This is a genomic window from Streptacidiphilus albus JL83, assembly GCF_000744705.1.
In the GTDB taxonomy this organism is placed as follows: Bacteria; Actinomycetota; Actinomycetes; order Streptomycetales; family Streptomycetaceae; genus Streptacidiphilus; species Streptacidiphilus albus.
The window spans coordinates 1147986-1166235 of the sequence record NZ_JQML01000001.1 but is presented as its reverse complement, the minus strand read 5'-3'; the positions used below and the strand labels follow the sequence as shown (position 1 = coordinate 1166235).

At 67.0% G+C, this 18250-nt stretch carries 10 protein-coding genes and 3 rRNA genes; 10 read left to right on the top strand and 3 right to left on the bottom strand.

All coding sequences use genetic code 11. The features are described 5' to 3' along the window. Positions 1–10 precede the first annotated feature (10 nt). On the bottom strand, positions 11–1045 hold the full coding sequence (locus BS75_RS05030; protein WP_034087325.1) for a cation diffusion facilitator family transporter: 1035 nt from the start codon (positions 1043–1045) through the stop codon (positions 11–13). 197 nt (positions 1046–1242) lie between these two features. Between BS75_RS05030 and BS75_RS05025 the strand changes: the two genes are divergently transcribed. Beyond that, positions 1243–1995, top strand: a complete 753-nt coding sequence (locus tag BS75_RS05025) for an SIR2 family NAD-dependent protein deacylase (protein ID WP_034087324.1) — start codon at positions 1243–1245, stop codon at positions 1993–1995. Between the two features lie 90 nt (positions 1996–2085). Here BS75_RS05025 and BS75_RS05020 read toward each other — a convergent pair whose 3' ends face one another. Beyond that, positions 2086–3390: an MFS transporter gene (locus tag BS75_RS05020; protein WP_042437506.1), complete on the bottom strand. Its 1305-nt coding sequence runs from the start codon at positions 3388–3390 to the stop codon at positions 2086–2088. 157 nt (positions 3391–3547) lie between these two features. On the opposite strand from BS75_RS05020, the gene BS75_RS05015 reads away from it, so the two are divergent. Next, positions 3548–4873: a DUF6986 family protein gene (locus BS75_RS05015; protein WP_152645763.1), complete on the top strand. Its 1326-nt coding sequence runs from the start codon at positions 3548–3550 to the stop codon at positions 4871–4873. Here BS75_RS05015 and BS75_RS05010 read toward each other — a convergent pair. After that, positions 4771–6093, bottom strand: a complete 1323-nt coding sequence (locus tag BS75_RS05010; protein ID WP_063771455.1) for an MFS transporter — start codon at positions 6091–6093, stop codon at positions 4771–4773. The two genes, BS75_RS05015 and BS75_RS05010, sit on opposite strands and share 103 nt — an antisense overlap. 119 nt (positions 6094–6212) lie before the next feature. Between BS75_RS05010 and BS75_RS05005 the strand changes: the two genes are divergently transcribed. The 8 genes from BS75_RS05005 to BS75_RS51860 all read left to right on the top strand — a co-directional run bounded on the left by BS75_RS05005 (position 6213) and on the right by BS75_RS51860 (position 18227). Then, on the top strand, positions 6213–6821 hold the full coding sequence (locus tag BS75_RS05005; protein ID WP_042437505.1) for a TetR/AcrR family transcriptional regulator: 609 nt from the start codon (positions 6213–6215) through the stop codon (positions 6819–6821). 511 nt (positions 6822–7332) lie between these two features. Continuing rightward, a 16S ribosomal RNA gene (locus tag BS75_RS05000) occupies positions 7333–8851 on the top strand. Between the two features lie 307 nt (positions 8852–9158). Continuing rightward, positions 9159–12282, top strand: a 23S ribosomal RNA gene (locus BS75_RS04995). Positions 12283–12362: 80 nt separating this feature from the next. Then, positions 12363–12479: ribosomal RNA gene (gene rrf, locus BS75_RS04990) — 5S ribosomal RNA — on the top strand. The 16S, 23S and 5S rRNA genes sit together here, the layout of an rRNA operon. Before the next feature lie 98 nt (positions 12480–12577). Then, on the top strand, positions 12578–13615 hold the full coding sequence (add, locus tag BS75_RS04985) for an adenosine deaminase (protein WP_042440808.1): 1038 nt from the start codon (positions 12578–12580) through the stop codon (positions 13613–13615). A 40-nt stretch (positions 13616–13655) separates the two neighbouring features. Beyond that, positions 13656–14270, top strand: coding sequence for a CDP-diacylglycerol--glycerol-3-phosphate 3-phosphatidyltransferase (gene pgsA / locus BS75_RS04980; protein ID WP_034087323.1), 615 nt, complete (start codon positions 13656–13658; stop codon positions 14268–14270). A 43-nt stretch (positions 14271–14313) separates the two neighbouring features. After that, on the top strand, positions 14314–16812 hold the full coding sequence (locus BS75_RS04975; protein WP_034087322.1) for a mannose-1-phosphate guanyltransferase: 2499 nt from the start codon (positions 14314–14316) through the stop codon (positions 16810–16812). An 890-nt stretch (positions 16813–17702) separates the two neighbouring features. Beyond that, positions 17703–18227 (top strand): FHA domain-containing protein, encoded by a 525-nt coding sequence (locus BS75_RS51860; protein WP_034087321.1) that lies wholly within the window; start codon positions 17703–17705, stop codon positions 18225–18227. Positions 18228–18250: the final 23 nt, after the last annotated feature.

The window sequence follows — 18250 nt, the reverse complement described above, 5'->3', positions numbered from 1 at the left end:
GAGTGCTGCGCTATGCGGCGCTGGGCCGGTGCGAGCTGCCGTGCGGGTCCACGCAGTGGGCGTCGGCGGAGGCGCCGAGCTGCAGCAGCTCCGGCGTGGCGTGGTCCACCTGCAGGGTCGTGTGCTCGATCCGGTGGTCGTCCCGCAGTGAGCACTCCAGCCGCCCGCGCACCGCGTGGCAGTCCTGGTCGTCGCGCACCAGCACATGGGCGGAGAGCGCCGGATAGCCGGACGTGATCGTCCAGACATGCAGGTCGTGCACCTCCACCACGCCCGGCTCGGCGGCGAGCTGGGCGCCGATGGCGTCCGGGTCCAGGCCCGCCGGGGCCGCCTCCAGGAAGATCCGGCCGGACTCGCGCACCAGTCCGTAGCCGGCGTGGAACATCAGCGCCGCGACCACCAGCGTGGCGATGGCGTCGGCCCGGGCGAAGCCGGTGAGCAGCACCACCAGGCCGGCGACGGCGGTGGCGATGAAGGCCCAGGCGTCGTTGAGGATGTGCTGGTAGGCGCCCTCGACATTGAGGCTGCTGCGGTTGGCACGGGAGATCAGCCAGGCGGCGATGACGTTCACGACGATCCCGACCAGCGCCGTCGCCAGCACGATCCCGCCCTCGACGCCGGGCGGGGAGACCAGTCGACGGATCGCCTCGTAGGTGAAGATCGCCCCCAGCGCCAGCAGGGTGATGCCGTTCGCCTGCGCGGACAGGATCTCGGCCCGCTTCAGGCCGAAGGTCAGCGACCCGCGCGCCGGGCGCGCGGCCAGCCGCATCGCCACCAGGGCCAGCACCAGCGAGGCGGCGTCGGTGAGCATGTGGCCGGCGTCGGAGATCAGCGCCAGCGAGTGGGCGAGCAAGCCGAGGATCACCTCGCCGACCATGAAGCCGGCGATCAGCATGAGTGCCCCGATGAGGAAGCGCCGGTCGGCGTCGGCGGACACGCTGTGGCTGTGGCCCGCGTGACCGCCGCCGGAGCCGTGGTCGTGACCGCCGTGACCGCTGCCGCCGTGGTCGTGCGCGTCGTGGTCGTGGTCGTGGACCTGACTCATCAGGGACCTCCTCGGTCGGGGACGCGCGGACGGACCGCGCAGCTGTCGGGACGTCCCACACTGTACCCGAATACATGAAGAATCTTTCATATGTCCCGGGAGGGTGATTCCCGCTGCTGACGGTCGTAACCACCGCCCGCCCGCGCGCCGCCGAAAACCGGTCGCCCGGGTACCGGCGGCAGCCATACCGTTCAGCCATGCCGCAGAACCTCCCGCTCGTCGCCGTGCTCAGCGGAGCCGGCTTCTCCACCGACTCCGGCATCCCGGACTACCGGGGCCCGAACGGGCTCTGGCGACGCGATCCGGGGGCCGAGAGGCTGGTCACCATCGGCCCCTACCTCGACGATCCCGAGGTCCGCCGCCGCGCCTGGCGGATGCGGCTGGAGACCGGGGTCCTCGACGCCCGTCCCAACGACGCCCACCGCGCGCTGGCGCTGCTCGAACGGGCCGGCGTGCCGCTGCGCGTGCTCACCCAGAACGTCGACGGACTGCACCAGCTCGGCGGCGTCAGCGCCCGCAAGGTGCTGGAGCTCCACGGCACCGCCCGCCTGACCCAGTGCGTCGGCTGCAAGGTGCGCGGCGACATGGCCGAGGCCCTGGACCGGGTGCGGGCCGGCGAAGCGGATCCGGTATGCCGGGCCTGCGGCGGCATCCTCAAGCCCGCCACCGTCATGTTCGGCGAGAACCTCGACCCCGTGGTGCTCGACCAGGCCCGCGGAATCGCCGTGGCCTGCAGCCTGCTCGTCGCCGTCGGCACCTCGCTCCGGGTCCATCCCGCCGCCGGGCTGGTGGACCTCGCCCTCGCCGGGGGAGCCGAGGTGGTGATCGTCAACGCGGAGCCGACGCCCTACGACGACTCGGCGACCGAGGTCGTCCGCGAGCCCATCGGCACCGCCGTCCTCGCGCTGGTGCGCCGGATCGCCGAGGAGCACGGACTCAGGATCGAATAGTCCCGTGCCGCCCCTGCCCCCACCTCCCCAGGACGGCGCCCGGCTCCGGCAGTGCCGGCGGGCGGTGTGGGCCGCCGTCCCGAGCCGCCGTCAGCCCGCCGCTTCCAGCGGCGCGGGCTCGGTGGCGGGCTCGGTGGCGGGTTCGGCCTCCGGCCGTGCGCCGCCGACCCGGAAGGTGCGCACCTCGCGGACGGAGAGCATGGCCAGCGTGCTCAGCGCGATCACCCCCGCCGCGCAGTACAGCGCGGGCCGCACGCCCACCGCCGCCGCGAGCGGCCCGGTGGTGATCTGTGCCAGCGGAATGGCGACGTAGGAGCCGACCATGTCGTAGGAGTAGACCCGGGCGAGCCGGTCGGCGGGCACCTCCTGCTGGAGCGAGGTCTCCCAGGCGACGCTGAACTGCTCGATGCACACGCCGCTGACCAGCCCGAGCAACAGCATCACGGACACCGGCAGGCCGAGGGCGAGCCCGAGCGGCAGCAGCACCAGCGTGCCCGCACAGACGCAGCCGACCAGCAGCAGGTGCCGGGGGCGGTAGCGCAGGGCGACCGCTCCGCCGAGGAGCATCCCGACGGTCTCCGAGGCGAGCACGAAGCCCCAGTTGCTGCGTCCGAAGCTGCTGTCGGCGATCACCGGCCCGAGCAGGGTGACGCCGCCGGCGAAGGCCGCGTTGATGAAGCCGAAGGCCAGCACGATCACCCAGATCCAGGTGCGGGAGACGAACTCCGACCAGCCCTCCCGCAGTTCGCTCAGCAGGCCGGGTCGCACCGGATCCACCTCGTCCGAGGCCTTCGCGGGGATGCGCACCTGGGCGAAGAAGAGCGTCGAGAGGGCGAAGCTCGCCGAGTCGACCACCAGTCCCCAGCCGGGGCCGACGCCGGCCACCAGCATCCCGCCGAGCGCCGTCCCGGTGATGGAGGCCGTGTTGGCGGCCATCCGGTTCAGCGCGTTGGCCGACTGCCGCAGCTCCGGCGGGACGGTCTGCGGCACCAGCGCGGAGGAGGCCGGCATCGACACCGCGGCAAAGGTGCCGTTGGCGGCGGACAGGACGATCAGCAGCGGCACGGTCGCACTGTGCGTCAGCACCAGCGTGGCCACGGCCGCCTGCGAGCAGGCGCTGAGCACGCCGGAGCCGACCAGCACCAGATGCCGTGGCAGCCGGTCCGCCAGCACCCCGCCGAACAGCAGGAACACCACGTTGAACAGGGAGCGGGCGCCGACCACGAGCCCCAGGTCCCTGACCGAGTGGGTGAGGTCGAGCACCGCGAACGACAGTGCCATCGGTGCCACGCCGTTGCCCAGCAGGCTGATGGCCCGGCCGAATGCGAGTGCCCGGAAGGCCCGGTGGCGGAGTGGGGCGAGGGGGGACTGCGGGGCACTGGGGCGGGACGGCATGAGCGTGACCCTCCCGGGCGCGGTCCCGGCCTGTCAACGCATTTTCGATCTTGCAGCTCCCGCCGAATCCGTACAACAGACTGTTGACGCGCGAATGGGGGGCGGATACCTTCTCGTCAGCGATCAACAATCTGTTGAAGGATGAGAGGGGCGCGGAATGCCGCACCAGGGCGAGACCGACCGGGAGGACCGGGACGGCCGGGGCCGCGCCGTGGCCACCACCTTCACCCGGACCGCGCGCGCGGCGGTGGACGCCGCGCTGGCCGAGGTCGACCGCGAGCTGCTGCGCCGCTACCCGGGCGAGCCGGCCACCCGACAGCCCGTGCACACCGTCTACGTCCCGGCCGACGCACTCACGGACACGACGGTGTCCGCCCTGGTCGGCGACTGGGGCCGGCAGGCGCTCGCCCTGCTCGACAGGCACGCCCCCGACGCCGACACCCTGGCCGGAGTCCTCGGCCACCCGCAGGGTGCGCCGGCCAAGGACGTCTACGACCGGGTCCGGAGCAAGCTCGAACGCGAACCGGTCGAGGACCTGCGGATCGACTTCGAGGACGGCTACGGGGTGCGCCCGGACACGGAGGAGGACGCCGCCGCCGTCCACGCCGCCCGCCTGGTCGCCCGCGCCGTCGCGGACGGTGACGCACCGCCGTACCTGGGCATCCGGATGAAGTGCATGGAGTCCGCCGTCCGTGCCCGGGGCATCCGCACGCTCGACCTCTTCCTGACCACCCTGCTGGACGAGGGTGCCGGCCGGCTGCCGGACGGACTGGTGCTCACCCTGCCCAAGGTCACCTATCCGCAGCAGGTCACCGCCCTGGTCCGGCTGGCCGAGGACTTCGAGCGCGAGGCGGGCGTGCCGGCCGGACGCATCGGCTTCGAGATCCAGATCGAGACCACCCAGGCCATCCTCGGCGCGGACGGCCGCGCCACCGTCGCCCGGCTGATCGAGGCGTCCGAGGGGCGCGCGACCGGACTGCACTACGGGACCTTCGACTACAGCGCCTCCTGCGGCGTCGGCGCGGCGTACCAGAGCATGGAGCACCCGGTAGCCGACCATGCGAAGGCAGTGATGCAGGTCGCCGCGGCCGGGACCGGGGTGCGGCTGTCGGACGGCTCCACCAACGTCATTCCGACCGGCCCCACCGCCCAGGTGCACGATGCCTGGCGGCTGCACCACCGACTGGTCCGCCGCTCACTCGAACGCGCCTACTACCAGGGCTGGGACATGCACCCCGGTCACTTGCCGACCCGCTACGCCGCCGTCTACACCTTCTACCGCGAGGGGCTCGACCAGGCCGCCGCCCGCCTCAGCGCCTATGTCGCCAGGACCGGCGGCGATGTGATGGACGAACCGGCCACGGCCAAGGCCCTCAGTGGCTACCTGCTGCGCGGGCTCGACTGCGGTGCGGTGGACGCGGCGGAGGTGCAGGCGGCCAGCGGCCTGGACCGCTCGTCGCTGGACGCACTCGCGGGTCGCTGAGCCGACGTCCCGACCGGGGCGTCGACCGGGCTGGGGCTGCTGCGCACCAGCAGCAGCCCCAGCAGGGCCAGCGCGGCGAGCGCCATGACGGTCAGGCCGTACTCGCGGGTGGTCGGCAGCAGCCCGCCGCCGTGCACCACCAGTACGCCGCCGATCACCGCAGGCAGTCCCATGGCCAGGTACGACACCGCATAGACGGTGGACAGCAGCCCCGAGCGCTCGTGCGCCGCCGCCAGCGGGACGACCGTGCGGATCGCGCCCTGGAACCCGGCGCCGAAGCCCACCCCGGCCACGGCGGTGCCGAGGAAGAATCCGACGGTGGAGCGTGCGTCGACGGAGAGCAGGACGCCGCCGGTGCCGACGATCAGGGCCAGGCCGCCGAGCAGCATGACCTGCCGGGCCGGCCGGGTCCGCAGCAGCAGCACGCTCAGAGCACCGCAGCCGGCGAGGACGAAGAGCGCGAGGCCGCCCAGCAGCGCCGAGTCGGAGCCGACGATCACGCGCACCACCGACGCCGCGACCGAGCCGTAGAAGCCCGCCAGTGCCCAGACCGCGATCAGCACCGGGACTGCTACCAGCATCAGCCGCCGTGCGGCCCGGGGGACGCCGAGCTGAGGTCGCAGCGAGGCCAGCGCCCCGGGCTTGGGCGAGGAGGTCTCGGCCATCAGTGCCACGCCCACGCCCTGGAGCAGGAAGATCCCCAGCAGCACCAGATACACCAGGTGGGTGCGGAACGGCAGGAACTGCACCAGCAGCCCGGAGGCGAAGCTCCCGGTCGCGGTGCCGGTCATCGGCGTGACGGCGTTGGCAATCGTCCCCTTGGCCTTGTCGAGGTCCAGCATCCCGGCCCCGACCGCGCCGAGTGCGGCCCCGGTGGATATCCCCTGGACGATGCGCGCGGCGAGCAGGTCGGGGACACCGGAGGCGGTGGTGAGGACCACCATCGTCACCATCTGCAGCGCGATCGCCACGAGCAGGATCGGGCGGCGCCCGATGTGGTCGGAGAGCTTCCCGAGCGTCACCAGGGAGGCCAGCACGGCCAGGGCGTAGATGCCGAAGACCACGGTGGTGGTGATCGGAGAGAAGCCCCATTCGGCCTGGTAGACGGCATAGAGCGGGGTCGGCGAGCTGGATGCGGCCAGGAAGGAGACGACGAGCGAGGCCTGGAGGAAGAAGGCGACGCCCTTCGGAAGGGTTCGGCGGCGGGCGGGGCGATCCATCGCCCGGGAATCTGGCACTAGCAGGGACACCGGATGCTTCTTTCGCCGAAGAGGGGGCTAGTCAGACAGGTCTGTCTAGTCCCCCGACGGTAGACAGACCTGTCTGTTACTGTCAAGGCATGGCTACTGCGACGCACTCCACGGACGGGCCGACCGAGCGCACCACCGCCCGGGAACGGCTACTGGCAGCTGCCGACGAGCTCTTCTACGAGGAAGGCGTGCACACCGTCGGCATCGACCGGGTGATCGAGCGCGCCGGCGTCGCCAAGGCGACCCTCTACAACGCCTTCGGCAACAAGGACGGCCTGATCCGCGCCTATCTCGAAGGGCGCCACGAGGCCAGGCGGTTTCGGATCATCGAAGCGATCGAGCGCTACGACACCCCCCGGGAACGGCTGCTCGCCATCTTCGACGCACTCGACGCGTCGCTGACCCGCCCGGGCTACAACGGCTGCGCCTTCGTCAACGCCAGCGCTGAGGCCCGCCCCAGTGAACCGATCAGCGAGGCGGCGAACAAGCACCGCTCCTGGTTCAGGAATCTGACGATCGGCCTGGCGCGGGACGCCGGCGTCCCCGAGCCGGAACTGCTGGCCCGTCAGTTCGTGCTCCTGTACGACGGCGCCGCAATCTCGGCCCGTATCGACCACAACCCCACCGCAGCGGCGCTGGCGCGGGCGGCGGCGGTCGCCCTGCTCGACGCGATGACCGGCGAGGCTCACCAGGTTTGACATGCGGCGATGGCCTGCGTAACGTTCTGTGGGTTGCCCTGCGGAGCCGTGGTGGTGACCAATCCCCTGAACATCCTGCACGGTCTTCTTTGTCGTGCGCTTTTCCGGGAATTGCGCGGAATTCGCGTCACTGACGAGAAACCGCTAGAGTTTCACTCGTCGGAACGGGCCGGAAACGGCGCGGGAAGACGGAGCAGGAACTGGCGAAACGGACTGGTGAAACGGTCTGCTAAGCTAAACAACGAAGAACGAACGCAGTAACATTGAAACGAAGCGCTCGGAGAGACCGGTGAAAGGGTCTTGAAGAAAGCGTCCGTTCCTTGAGAACTCAACAGCGTGCCAAAAGTCAACGCCAAATGTTGATACCCCGTCCGGCCACATCATGTGGACGGACGAGGTTCCTTTGGGAAAAACTGTAGTAAACACTAGCGAGGACGCAGTGCACGGGATCGGCTATTCCGCCGGTCGCTGTGCCGCTCAACGCGAGTGCTGACCCGATTACGGGACAACATTCACGGAGAGTTTGATCCTGGCTCAGGACGAACGCTGGCGGCGTGCTTAACACATGCAAGTCGAACGGTGAAGCCCTTCGGGGTGGATCAGTGGCGAACGGGTGAGTAACACGTGGGCAATCTGCCCTGCATTCTGGGACAAGCCTTGGAAACGAGGTCTAATACCGGATACGACGCATCCCCGCATGGGGTGTGCGTGGAAAGCTCCGGCGATGCAGGATGAGCCCGCGGCCTATCAGCTTGTTGGTGGGGTAATGGCCTACCAAGGCGACGACGGGTAGCCGGCCTGAGAGGGCGACCGGCCACACTGGGACTGAGACACGGCCCAGACTCCTACGGGAGGCAGCAGTGGGGAATATTGCACAATGGGCGAAAGCCTGATGCAGCGACGCCGCGTGAGGGATGACGGCCTTCGGGTTGTAAACCTCTTTCAGCAGGGAAGAAGCGCAAGTGACGGTACCTGCAGAAGAAGCACCGGCTAACTACGTGCCAGCAGCCGCGGTAATACGTAGGGTGCGAGCGTTGTCCGGAATTATTGGGCGTAAAGAGCTCGTAGGCGGCTTGTCACGTCGGATGTGAAAGCCCGGGGCTTAACTCCGGGTCTGCATTCGATACGGGCAGGCTAGAGTGTGGTAGGGGAGATCGGAATTCCTGGTGTAGCGGTGAAATGCGCAGATATCAGGAGGAACACCGGTGGCGAAGGCGGATCTCTGGGCCATTACTGACGCTGAGGAGCGAAAGCGTGGGGAGCGAACAGGATTAGATACCCTGGTAGTCCACGCCGTAAACGTTGGGAACTAGGTGTGGGTCACATTCCACGTGGTCCGCGCCGCAGCTAACGCATTAAGTTCCCCGCCTGGGGAGTACGGCCGCAAGGCTAAAACTCAAAGGAATTGACGGGGGCCCGCACAAGCAGCGGAGCATGTGGCTTAATTCGACGCAACGCGAAGAACCTTACCAAGGCTTGACATATACCGGAAACGGCCAGAGATGGTCGCCCCCTTGTGGTCGGTATACAGGTGGTGCATGGTTGTCGTCAGCTCGTGTCGTGAGATGTTGGGTTAAGTCCCGCAACGAGCGCAACCCTCGTTCTGTGTTGCCAGCGAGTAATGTCGGGGACTCACAGGAGACTGCCGGGGTCAACTCGGAGGAAGGTGGGGACGACGTCAAATCATCATGCCCCTTATGTCTTGGGCTGCACACGTGCTACAATGGCCGGTACAATGAGCTGCGATACCGCGAGGTGGAGCGAATCTCAAAAAGCCGGTCTCAGTTCGGATTGGGGTCTGCAACTCGACCCCATGAAGTCGGAGTTGCTAGTAATCGCAGATCAGCATTGCTGCGGTGAATACGTTCCCGGGCCTTGTACACACCGCCCGTCACGTCACGAAAGTCGGTAACACCCGAAGCCGGTGGCCTAACCCGTAAGGGAAGGAGCTGTCGAAGGTGGGACCAGCGATTGGGACGAAGTCGTAACAAGGTAGCCGTACCGGAAGGTGCGGCTGGATCACCTCCTTTCTAAGGAGCTCTTCTCCCGGCTTCGGTCGGGCAGAGGGCCAGTACACCGGCGACTGTCCGGTGCTGGTTCGCTCATGGGTGGAACGTTGACTATTCGGCGCGATCATCGTCATGGACACGAGTACTGCTTCGGCGTGGAAAGTTCTGTGGGTGTTGGTCGGGTCGGGCACGTTGTTGGGTCCTGAGGGCACGGCCGCAAGGTCTGTCTTCGGTACGCCGGCCCCAGTGAACTTCATGCCGTTGTGGTGTGGGGGTGATGGGTGGCTGGTCGTTGCTTGAGAACTGCACAGTGGACGCGAGCATCTGTGGCCAAGTTTTTAAGGGCGCACGGTGGATGCCTTGGCACTAGGAACCGATGAAGGACGTGGGAGGCCGCGATAGGCCCCGGGGAGCTGTCAACCGAGCTTTGATCCGGGGGTGTCCGAATGGGGAAACCCGGCAGTCGTCATGGGCTGTCACCCGCTGCTGAACACATAGGCAGTGTGGAGGGAACGCGGGGAAGTGAAACATCTCAGTACCCGCAGGAAGAGAAAACAACCGTGATTCCGAGAGTAGTGGCGAGCGAAATCGGATGAGGCTAAACCAGTCATGTGTGATACCCGGCAGGGGTTGCGTGGTTGGGGTCGTGGGAAAATTCTTGATCGGTCTGCCGGCCGGTCCGAGAGTCAGAAACCGTATGGGTAGTCGAAGGACATGCGAAAGGTCCGGCGTAGAGGGTAAGACCCCCGTAGACGAAACCTGTACGGCTCTCTTGAGTTTCTCCCAAGTAGCACGGAGCCCGAGAAATTCCGTGTGAATCTGGCGGGACCACCCGCTAAGCCTAAATATTCCCTAGTGACCGATAGCGGACAGTACCGTGAGGGAATGGTGAAAAGTACCGCGGGAGCGGAGTGAAATAGTACCTGAAACCGTGTGCCTACAAGCCGTGGGAGCGTCGCAGCATGTGCTTGCACATAGCTGTCGTGACTGCGTGCCTTTTGAAGAATGAGCCTGCGAGTTTGCGGTGTGTTGCGAGGTTAACCCGTGTGGGGTAGCCGTAGCGAAAGCGAGTCCGAATAGGGCGGTTTAGTAGCGCGCCCAAGACCCGAAGCGGAGTGATCTAGCCATGGGCAGGTTGAAGCGCGGGTAAGACCGTGTGGAGGACCGAACCCACCAGGGTTGAAAACCTGGGGGATGACCTGTGGTTAGGGGTGAAAGGCCAATCAAACTCCGTGATAGCTGGTTCTCCCCGAAATGCATTTAGGTGCAGCGTCGCGTGTTTCTTGCCGGAGGTAGAGCACTGGATAGGCGATGGGCCCCACCGGGTTACTGACCTTAGCCAAACTCCGAATGCCGGTAAGTGAGAGCGCGGCAGTGAGACTGTGGGGGATAAGCTCCATGGTCGAGAGGGAAACAGCCCAGAACACCGGCTAAGGCCCCTAAGCGTGTGCTAAGTGGGAAAGGATGTGGAGTCGCAGAGACAACCAGGAGGTTGGCTTAGAAGCAGCCACCCTTTAAAGAGTGCGTAATAGCTCACTGGTCAAGTGATTCCGCGCCGACAATGTAGCGGGGCTCAAGTACACCGCCGAAGCCGTGTCATTGCAGCTTAACTCCTAACGGGGGCTGTGATGGGTAGGGGAGCGTCGTGTGCCGGGTGAAGCGGCGGCGGAAGCCAGTCGTGGACGGTATACGAGTGAGAATGCAGGCATGAGTAGCGATACAAGAGTGGGAAACTCTTGCGCCGATTGACCAAGGGTTCCTGGGTCAAGCTGATCTGCCCAGGGTAAGTCGGGACCTAAGGCGAGGCCGACAGGCGTAGTCGATGGACAACGGGTTGATATTCCCGTACCCGCTTTGAAGCGCCAACGTCGAACCTCTGAATGCTAAAGCCGTGAAGCCGTCTCGGATCCTTCGGGTGATGAGGAGTGGTGGAGCCGCTGACCCAACAGGGTAGTAGGTGAGCGATGGGGTGACGCAGGAAGGTAGTCCAGCCCGGGCGGTGGTAGTCCCGGGGTAAGGGTGTAGGCCGTGTGGTAGGCAAATCCGCCACACATTAAGGCTGAGACCTGATGCCGAGCCGATTGTGGTGAAGTGGATGATCCTATGCTGTCGAGAAAAGCCTCTAGCGAGTTTCATGGCGGCCCGTACCCCAAACCGACTCAGGTGGTCAGGTAGAGAATACCGAGGCGTTCGGGTGAACTATGGTTAAGGAACTCGGCAAAATGCCCCCGTAACTTCGGGAGAAGGGGGGCCGGAACTGGTGACGAGTCTTGCACTCCGAGCTGGGGCCGGCCGCAGAGACCAGCGAGAAGCGACTGTTTACTAAAAACACAGGTCCGTGCGAAGCCGTAAGGCGATGTATACGGACTGACGCCTGCCCGGTGCTGGAACGTTAAGGGGACCGGTTAGTTCTGTTTCGACGGAGCGAAGCTGAGAACTTAAGCGCCAGTAAACGGCGGTGGTAACTATAACCATCCTAAGGTAGCGAAATTCCTTGTCGGGTAAGTTCCGACCTGCACGAATGGCGTAACGACTTCTCGACTGTCTCAACCATAGGCCCGGTGAAATTGCATTACGAGTAAAGATGCTCGTTTCGCGCAGCAGGACGGAAAGACCCCGGGACCTTTACTATAGCTTGATATTGGTGTTCGGTTCGGCTTGTGTAGGATAGGTGGGAGACTTTGAAGCGGCCACGCCAGTGGTTGTGGAGTCGTCGTTGAAATACCACTCTGGTCGTGCTGGATGTCTAACCTGGGTCCGTGATCCGGATCAGGGACAGTGTCTGGTGGGTAGTTTAACTGGGGCGGTTGCCTCCTAAAATGTAACGGAGGCGCCCAAAGGTTCCCTCAGCCTGGTTGGCAATCAGGTGTTGAGTGTAAGTGCACAAGGGAGCTTGACTGTGAGACCGACGGGTCGAGCAGGTGCGAAAGCAGGGACTAGTGATCCGGCGGTGGCTTGTGGAAGCGCCGTCGCTCAACGGATAAAAGGTACCCCGGGGATAACAGGCTGATCTTCCCCAAGAGTCCATATCGACGGGATGGTTTGGCACCTCGATGTCGGCTCGTCGCATCCTGGGGCTGGAGTAGGTCCCAAGGGTTGGGCTGTTCGCCCATTAAAGCGGTACGCGAGCTGGGTTTAGAACGTCGTGAGACAGTTCGGTCCCTATCCGCTGCGCGCGCAGGAGTCTTGAGAAGGGCTGTCCCTAGTACGAGAGGACCGGGACGGACGAACCTCTGGTGTGCCAGTTGTCCTGCCAAGGGCATGGCTGGTTGGCTACGTTCGGGAGGGATAACCGCTGAAAGCATCTAAGCGGGAAGCCTGCTTCGAGATGAGGACTCCCACCACCATTGAGTGGGTAAGGCTCCCAGTAGACGACTGGGTTGATAGGCCGGATGTGGAAGCCCTGTGAGGGGTGGAGCTGACCGGTACTAATAGGCCGAGGGCTTGTCCATAGTTGCTACGCGTCCACTGTGTTGTTCTGAAGAAACGACCCCTGCTTCCGGCAGCGTGTTAGTCGATATCTTCATAGTGTTTCGGTGGTCATAGCGTGAGGGAAACGCCCGGTTACATCCCGAACCCGGAAGCTAAGCCTCACAGCGCCGATGGTACTGCAGGGGGGACCCTGTGGGAGAGTAGGACGCCGCCGAACAACCTTTGATGAAGAGCCCCCTGACCACTGGTCAGGGGGCTCTTCGGCGTTCCCGACGGCATGTTCGGGTTGTCATGGGGGTGGGGATGGATACGGATATGAAGCGGCGTGATCCGAGGACCTTGCCGAAGGCGGAGCTGCATCTGCATCTGCTGGCGGCGATGCGGCCGGCCACGTTGGCCGAGCTCGCGGCGGAGGACGGACGCTCTGCGCCGGATCCGCGCGGGTTCACCGACTTCCCGGGTTTCCAACGCGTCTTCAACGCGGCCTTCGAGGCCACCTCGGCCCGGCCGGAGAACCTGTGGCGGGTCGTGGCGGAACTGGTGGAGGACGTCGCCGCAGACGGCGGGGTCTGGGTCCAACCGCACTTCGATCCGCACAGCTATGACCACTTCGGCTCGGGGGAGCAGGTCCTGGAGCTGGTGCTCGACGCCGGTCGGCAGGCCGGGGAGCGCTGCGGAGTCGGCTTCGGCCTGACGATCGCGGTTTCCCGGCACCGGAGCCCGGCGGAGGCCGTCCGGCTGGCGCGGTTCGCGGCCCGGCACGCCGGGCGTGGGATCCATGCGCTGGGGCTGACCGGTGACGAGCGGTTCGCGCCGGCGGAGCCCTTCGCCGAGGCGTTCGCCGTCGCCAGGGAGGCGGGGCTGACCTCCGCCCCGCATGCCGGCGAGCTCTGCGGACCCGACAGCGTCCGGGCGGCGGTGGAGCAGCTCGGCGCCACCCGGGTGGCGCACGGCATCCGGGCGGCCGAGGATCCGGCGCTGCTGGAGCTGCTGGTGGAGCGAGGGGTCTCGCTGGACGTCTGTCTGAGCTCGAACCGGGTCCTGGGCGTGGTGGAGGAGCTGACCGAGCACCCGCTGCCACGGCTGCTGGCGGCCGGTGTGCGCTGCTCGCTCGGGACGGACGACCCGCTGATGTTCGGCTCCTCGCTGGCCGAGGAGTACCTGCTTGCCCGGGACACGTTCGGGCTCACCGACCGGCAGCTCGCGGCCGTCGCGCGGACCTCGGTGGAGACCGGCGACGCTCCGGCCGAGGTGGTGGCCGCTGCCGTCGCGGGGATCGACGCCTGGCTCGGCTCGACGCCGGGACCGCGGGTGCCGCGCCCCTCGGCCGTGGGCGCAGGTGGGGAACGGTAGGGTCGGCCTATATCGTTCGTCGCTCTCAGGAGGCTCCCGGGTGGAGGTTCAGGAGACACGCGTCCAGACAGACCGTGTACTCACCATCCCCAACGTGCTCAGCATGGCACGTCTCGTCGGCGTCCCGGTGTTCCTCTGGCTGGTTCTGTGGCCCGTCTTCCACGGCCCGAAGAACGACGGCTGGGCCATCGCGATCCTGATGGCGAGCGGAGTCAGTGACTACCTCGACGGGAAACTCGCCCGCAAGTGGGGCCAGATCAGCCGGTTGGGTCAACTTCTGGATCCGCTCGCGGACCGGCTCTTCGTGCTGTCCACGATCGTCGGACTGACCTGGCGCGGCATCATGCCCTGGTGGCTGACCGCGCTGCTGCTGGGCCGCGAGGTCTTCATCGCCGCGCTGCTGCCGATTCTGCGGCGTCACGGCTACGGCCCGCCCCAGGTGAACTTCATCGGCAAGGCGGCTACGTTCAACCTGATGTACGCATTTCCGCTGCTGCTGCTCACCACCGTGCATGGATGGCTCGGGAGTGTGGCATTCATCATTGGATGGGCGTTCGTTTGGTGGGGTACAGCGCTCTACTGGTGGGCAGGCATCCTGTACGCGGTGCAAACACGCCAACTTGTTCGGGTTCGGACAGGCGCCGCGTTGGACTGAAGAGTCCGATCCCGTCTTATGCCTCAAGGAGGGTCCACCCGACATGAAGGCTGTTGTGATGGCCGGCGGTGAGGGCACGCGCCTGCGCCCCATGACGTCGAGCATGCCCAAGCCCCTGCTGCCGGTGGTGAACCGGCCGATCATGGAGCATGTACTGCGGCTGCTCAAGCGGCACGGGTTGACCGACACCGTGGTGACCGTCCAGTTCCTCGCCTCGCTCGTCCGGAACTACTTCGGGGACGGCGAGGAACTGGGGATGAACCTCACCTACGCCAATGAGGAGACCCCGCTCGGGACGGCCGGCAGTGTCAAGAACGCGGAGGACGCGCTCAAGGACGACTCCTTCCTGGTGATCTCGGGGGACGCGCTGACCGACTTCGACCTCACCGAGCTGATGGAGTTCCACCGCTCGAAGGGCGCGCTGGTCACGGTCTGCCTGACCCGGGTGCCCAACCCGCTGGAGTTCGGGATCACCATCCTCGACGACGAGGGCAGGGTGGAGCGGTTCCTGGAGAAGCCGACCTGGGGCCAGGTCTTCTCGGACACCGTGAACACCGGCATCTATGTCATGGAGCCGGAGGTCTTCGACTACGTCGCGGCCGACACCAGCGTGGACTGGTCCGGCGACGTGTTCCCGCAGCTGCTCAAGGAGGGCAAGCCGATCTACGGCTTCGTCGCCGAGGGCTACTGGGAGGACGTCGGCACCCATGACAGCTATGTGAAGGCCCAGGCGGACGTCCTGGAGGGCAAGGTCGACGTCGACATCGACGGCTTCGAGATCTCCCCGGGTGTCTGGGTGGCGGAAGGCGCCGAGGTCGATCCGGAGGCCGTGCTGCGCGGGCCGCTCTACATCGGCGACTACGCCAAGGTCGAGGCCGGGGTGGAGCTGCGCGAGCACACGGTGCTGGGCAGCAACGTCGTCGTCAAGCGCGGGGCGTTCCTGCACCGGGCGATCGTGCACAGCAATGTCTACATCGGGCCGCAGAGCAATCTGCGCGGCTGCGTGATCGGCAAGAACACCGATGTGATGCGGGCCGCGCGGATCGAGGACGGCGCGGTGATCGGCGACGAGTGCCTGGTCGAGGAGGAGTCGATCATCGCGGGCAATGTCCGCGTCTACCCCTTCAAGACGATCGAGGCCGGCGCCTACATCAACACCTCGGTCATCTGGGAGTCCCGGGGCCAGGAGCACCTGTTCGGTGCCAGGGGCGTCGCCGGGATCATCAATGTCGAGATCACCCCGGAGCTGGCGGTCCGGCTGGCCGGCGCCTATGCCACGACGCTGAAGAAGGGCGCCACGGTCACCATCGCCCGTGACCACTCGCGCGGCGCCCGCGCGCTGAAGCGGGCCATGATCTCCGGGCTGCAGGCCTCCGCGATCGACGTCCGTGACCTGGAGAACGTGCCGATGCCGGTGGCCCGGCAGCACACCGCGCGCGGCAGCGCCGGCGGGATCATGCTGCGGACCACGCCCGGGGTGCCGGACTCGCTGGACATCCTCTTCTTCGACGAGCGCGGCGCGGACCTCTCCCAGGCCGGCCAGCGCAAGCTGGACCGGGTCTACGCCCGCCAGGAGTACCGCCGGGCCTTCCCCGGCGAGATCGGCGACCTGACCTTCCCCTCCACCGTCTTCGACTCCTACGCGGGTTCGCTGCACCGTGCGGTGGACACCAGCGGCGTCGCCGAGGCGCAGCTGAAGGTGGTGATCGACGCCGCGCACGGCAGCGCCGGACTGCTGCTGCCGAGCATCCTGGGCCGGCTGGGGGTGGACTCGCTCACCGTCAACCAGGGCATGGACGAGGCCGTTCCGACCGAGACCGCCGAGGAGCGCCGGGCCGGGCTGATCCAGCTGGGCGCGCTGGTCGCGTCCTCGCGGGCGGCGTTCGGGGTGCGCTTCGACCCGGTGGGCGAGCGGGTCTCCTTCGTCGACGAACGCGGCCACATCATCGAGGACGACCGCGCGCTGCTGGTCTTCCTGGACCTGGTGGCGGCCGAGGGCCGGAGCGGCCGGGTCGCCCTGCCGGTGACCACGACCAGGATCGCCGAGCAGGTCGCGGCCTACCACGGCACCCAGGTGACCTGGACGACCACCTCCCCGGACGACCTGACCCGGGCGGCCTCGGCCGAGGGCACCATCTTCGGCGGCGACGGTCAGGGCCGCTTCGTGATCCCGGAGTTCAACGGGGTGTTCGACGGCTCCGCGGCCTTCGTCCGGCTGGTCGGGCTGGTCGCCCGGACCCAGCTCACGCTGAGCCAGATCGATGCCCGGATCCCGCGCGCCCATGTCCAGCGGCGCGACATCGCCACCCCCTGGTCGGCGAAGGGCCTGGTCATGCGCTCGGTGGTGGAGGCCGCCGGGGACCGCCACGTCGACACCACGGACGGTGTGCGGGTGGTCGAGTCCGACGGACGCTGGACGATGGTGGTGCCCGACCCGGCCGAGGCCGTCACCCATCTGTGGGCCGAGGGCCCCGACGACGCCTCGACCCAGGCGCTGCTGGACGAGTGGGCCCAGGTGGTGGAGAGCACGACGGACCACTGACCCGCGGCACTGCCCGGCAGTGCCGACCCGGAACCGTCGCGATGATCACAGACGTCCTGCCTCCCGTACGGCTCGCCCTGCCCGCCTGAGAAGTGCACCGCCGCCGGTGGTGCACCCGGTGGTCAGGATGGGTACGACGGGTGGCAGGATGATCGTCGCGCGCGGTCGGCGGTGCACGCCGGGCGAGGACCGGGGGACGGAGGTGGGTGCGGTGGAGGCTCAGCCACGTCCGCGGCATGTCGCCGGAATCCGGGCCCCCGACCGGTGGTTCACGGCACCCCCCACCGGCTGTCCCGGGGCCGTGTTGACCATCAACGTCCCCGGCGGCACCGTTCCGCCGGATATGCTGCGCAGCACGTTGACAGTGCTGCGGGTGACGGGGGCGGAGGCGGTTCGGATCGGTGGTCCACAGGCGTCGGCCTTGATAGCGCGCCGACGTGCTCACTACGCTCACTCGGCGCAGCCATGACGGCCACCAGGGTCGGACTCGGCCCCGTCGACAAGTCTTCTCGTCCAACGTCCATGATGGCTTCACCCTGCCCCTCGGGCGGGTTCGTGTCACGCAAGGGGTATCGTCCGTGAGTCTCTTCTCGAAGCTGTTCGGCCGGAAGTCCCGTAAGGGCGCCGTCGAAGCGCCCACGGCCCGGCACCGCAGAGCGGACGAGGAGGGCTACGGCTCGTCCGTTCCCGAGATGCGAGCTCCTGCCGAGGGCGACTCCCTGGCGCCGGCCGGCGAGCGTCCGCTGTTCCGGGAGACGGACCGACACGCAGGCGGCGTCGGTGGGGCGCGCATAGCACCCGAGGCGGTAGCCTCAACCTCCGGTGGAGGGTTCCCCGGTGGTCCCTCGGCGCAGGACCGGTCGGGTGAGGCGCGAGAGGAGGCCACAGACATGGCAGTGTGCAGCCGGTGCGGCAGCAGCAATCCGGAGGCGGCCCGCTTCTGCTCGTACTGCGGAGCCCCGCTGCGGGCCCGCGGCGGCGCGGAGCGGCCCTCGGAGCAGACGTCGACCATCTCGATCTCCGGCCTGGAGGCCTACGAGCCCGAGGTGTCGCCCAACGTCTCGCCGACCATCTCGCCCGAGGCCCAGGCCGCGGTGGACGCCCTGCCCCCCGGCTCGGCGCTGCTGGTGGTCCGGCGCGGCCCGAACTCGGGCAGCCGGTTCCTGCTGGACACCGAAGTGACCACGGCCGGACGCCACCCCGAGAGCGACATCTTTCTGGACGACATCACCGTGTCGCGTCGGCATGTCGAGTTCCGTCGCAACCCTGCGGGGTTCACTGTGGCGGATGTCGGCAGTCTCAACGGGACGTACGTCAACCGGGAGCGCATCGACGAGGTGCCCCTGAGCACCGGCGACGAGGTCCAGATCGGAAAGTACCGCGTGGTGTTCTTCGAGAGCCGCCGCGGCTACTGAACAGCAGTGAGGAGCGTGTGAAC

Bases quoted from the DNA above. Each gene is read 5' to 3' on its own strand.
- add (WP_042440808.1), top strand. From the start codon at position 12,578: ATGAAGCGGCGTGATCCGAGGACCTTGCCGAAGGCGGAGCTGCATCTG.
- BS75_RS05010 (WP_063771455.1), bottom strand. From the start codon at position 6,093: ATGGATCGCCCCGCCCGCCGCCGAACCCTTCCGAAGGGCGTCGCCTTC.
- BS75_RS05020 (WP_042437506.1), bottom strand. From the start codon at position 3,390: ATGCCGTCCCGCCCCAGTGCCCCGCAGTCCCCCCTCGCCCCACTCCGC.
- BS75_RS04975 (WP_034087322.1), top strand. From the start codon at position 14,314: ATGAAGGCTGTTGTGATGGCCGGCGGTGAGGGCACGCGCCTGCGCCCC.
- BS75_RS05015 (WP_152645763.1), top strand. From the start codon at position 3,548: ATGCCGCACCAGGGCGAGACCGACCGGGAGGACCGGGACGGCCGGGGC.
- BS75_RS05025 (WP_034087324.1), top strand. From the start codon at position 1,243: ATGCCGCAGAACCTCCCGCTCGTCGCCGTGCTCAGCGGAGCCGGCTTC.
- BS75_RS05030 (WP_034087325.1), bottom strand. From the start codon at position 1,045: ATGAGTCAGGTCCACGACCACGACCACGACGCGCACGACCACGGCGGC.
- BS75_RS05005 (WP_042437505.1), top strand. From the start codon at position 6,213: ATGGCTACTGCGACGCACTCCACGGACGGGCCGACCGAGCGCACCACC.
- BS75_RS51860 (WP_034087321.1), top strand. From the start codon at position 17,703: ATGGCAGTGTGCAGCCGGTGCGGCAGCAGCAATCCGGAGGCGGCCCGC.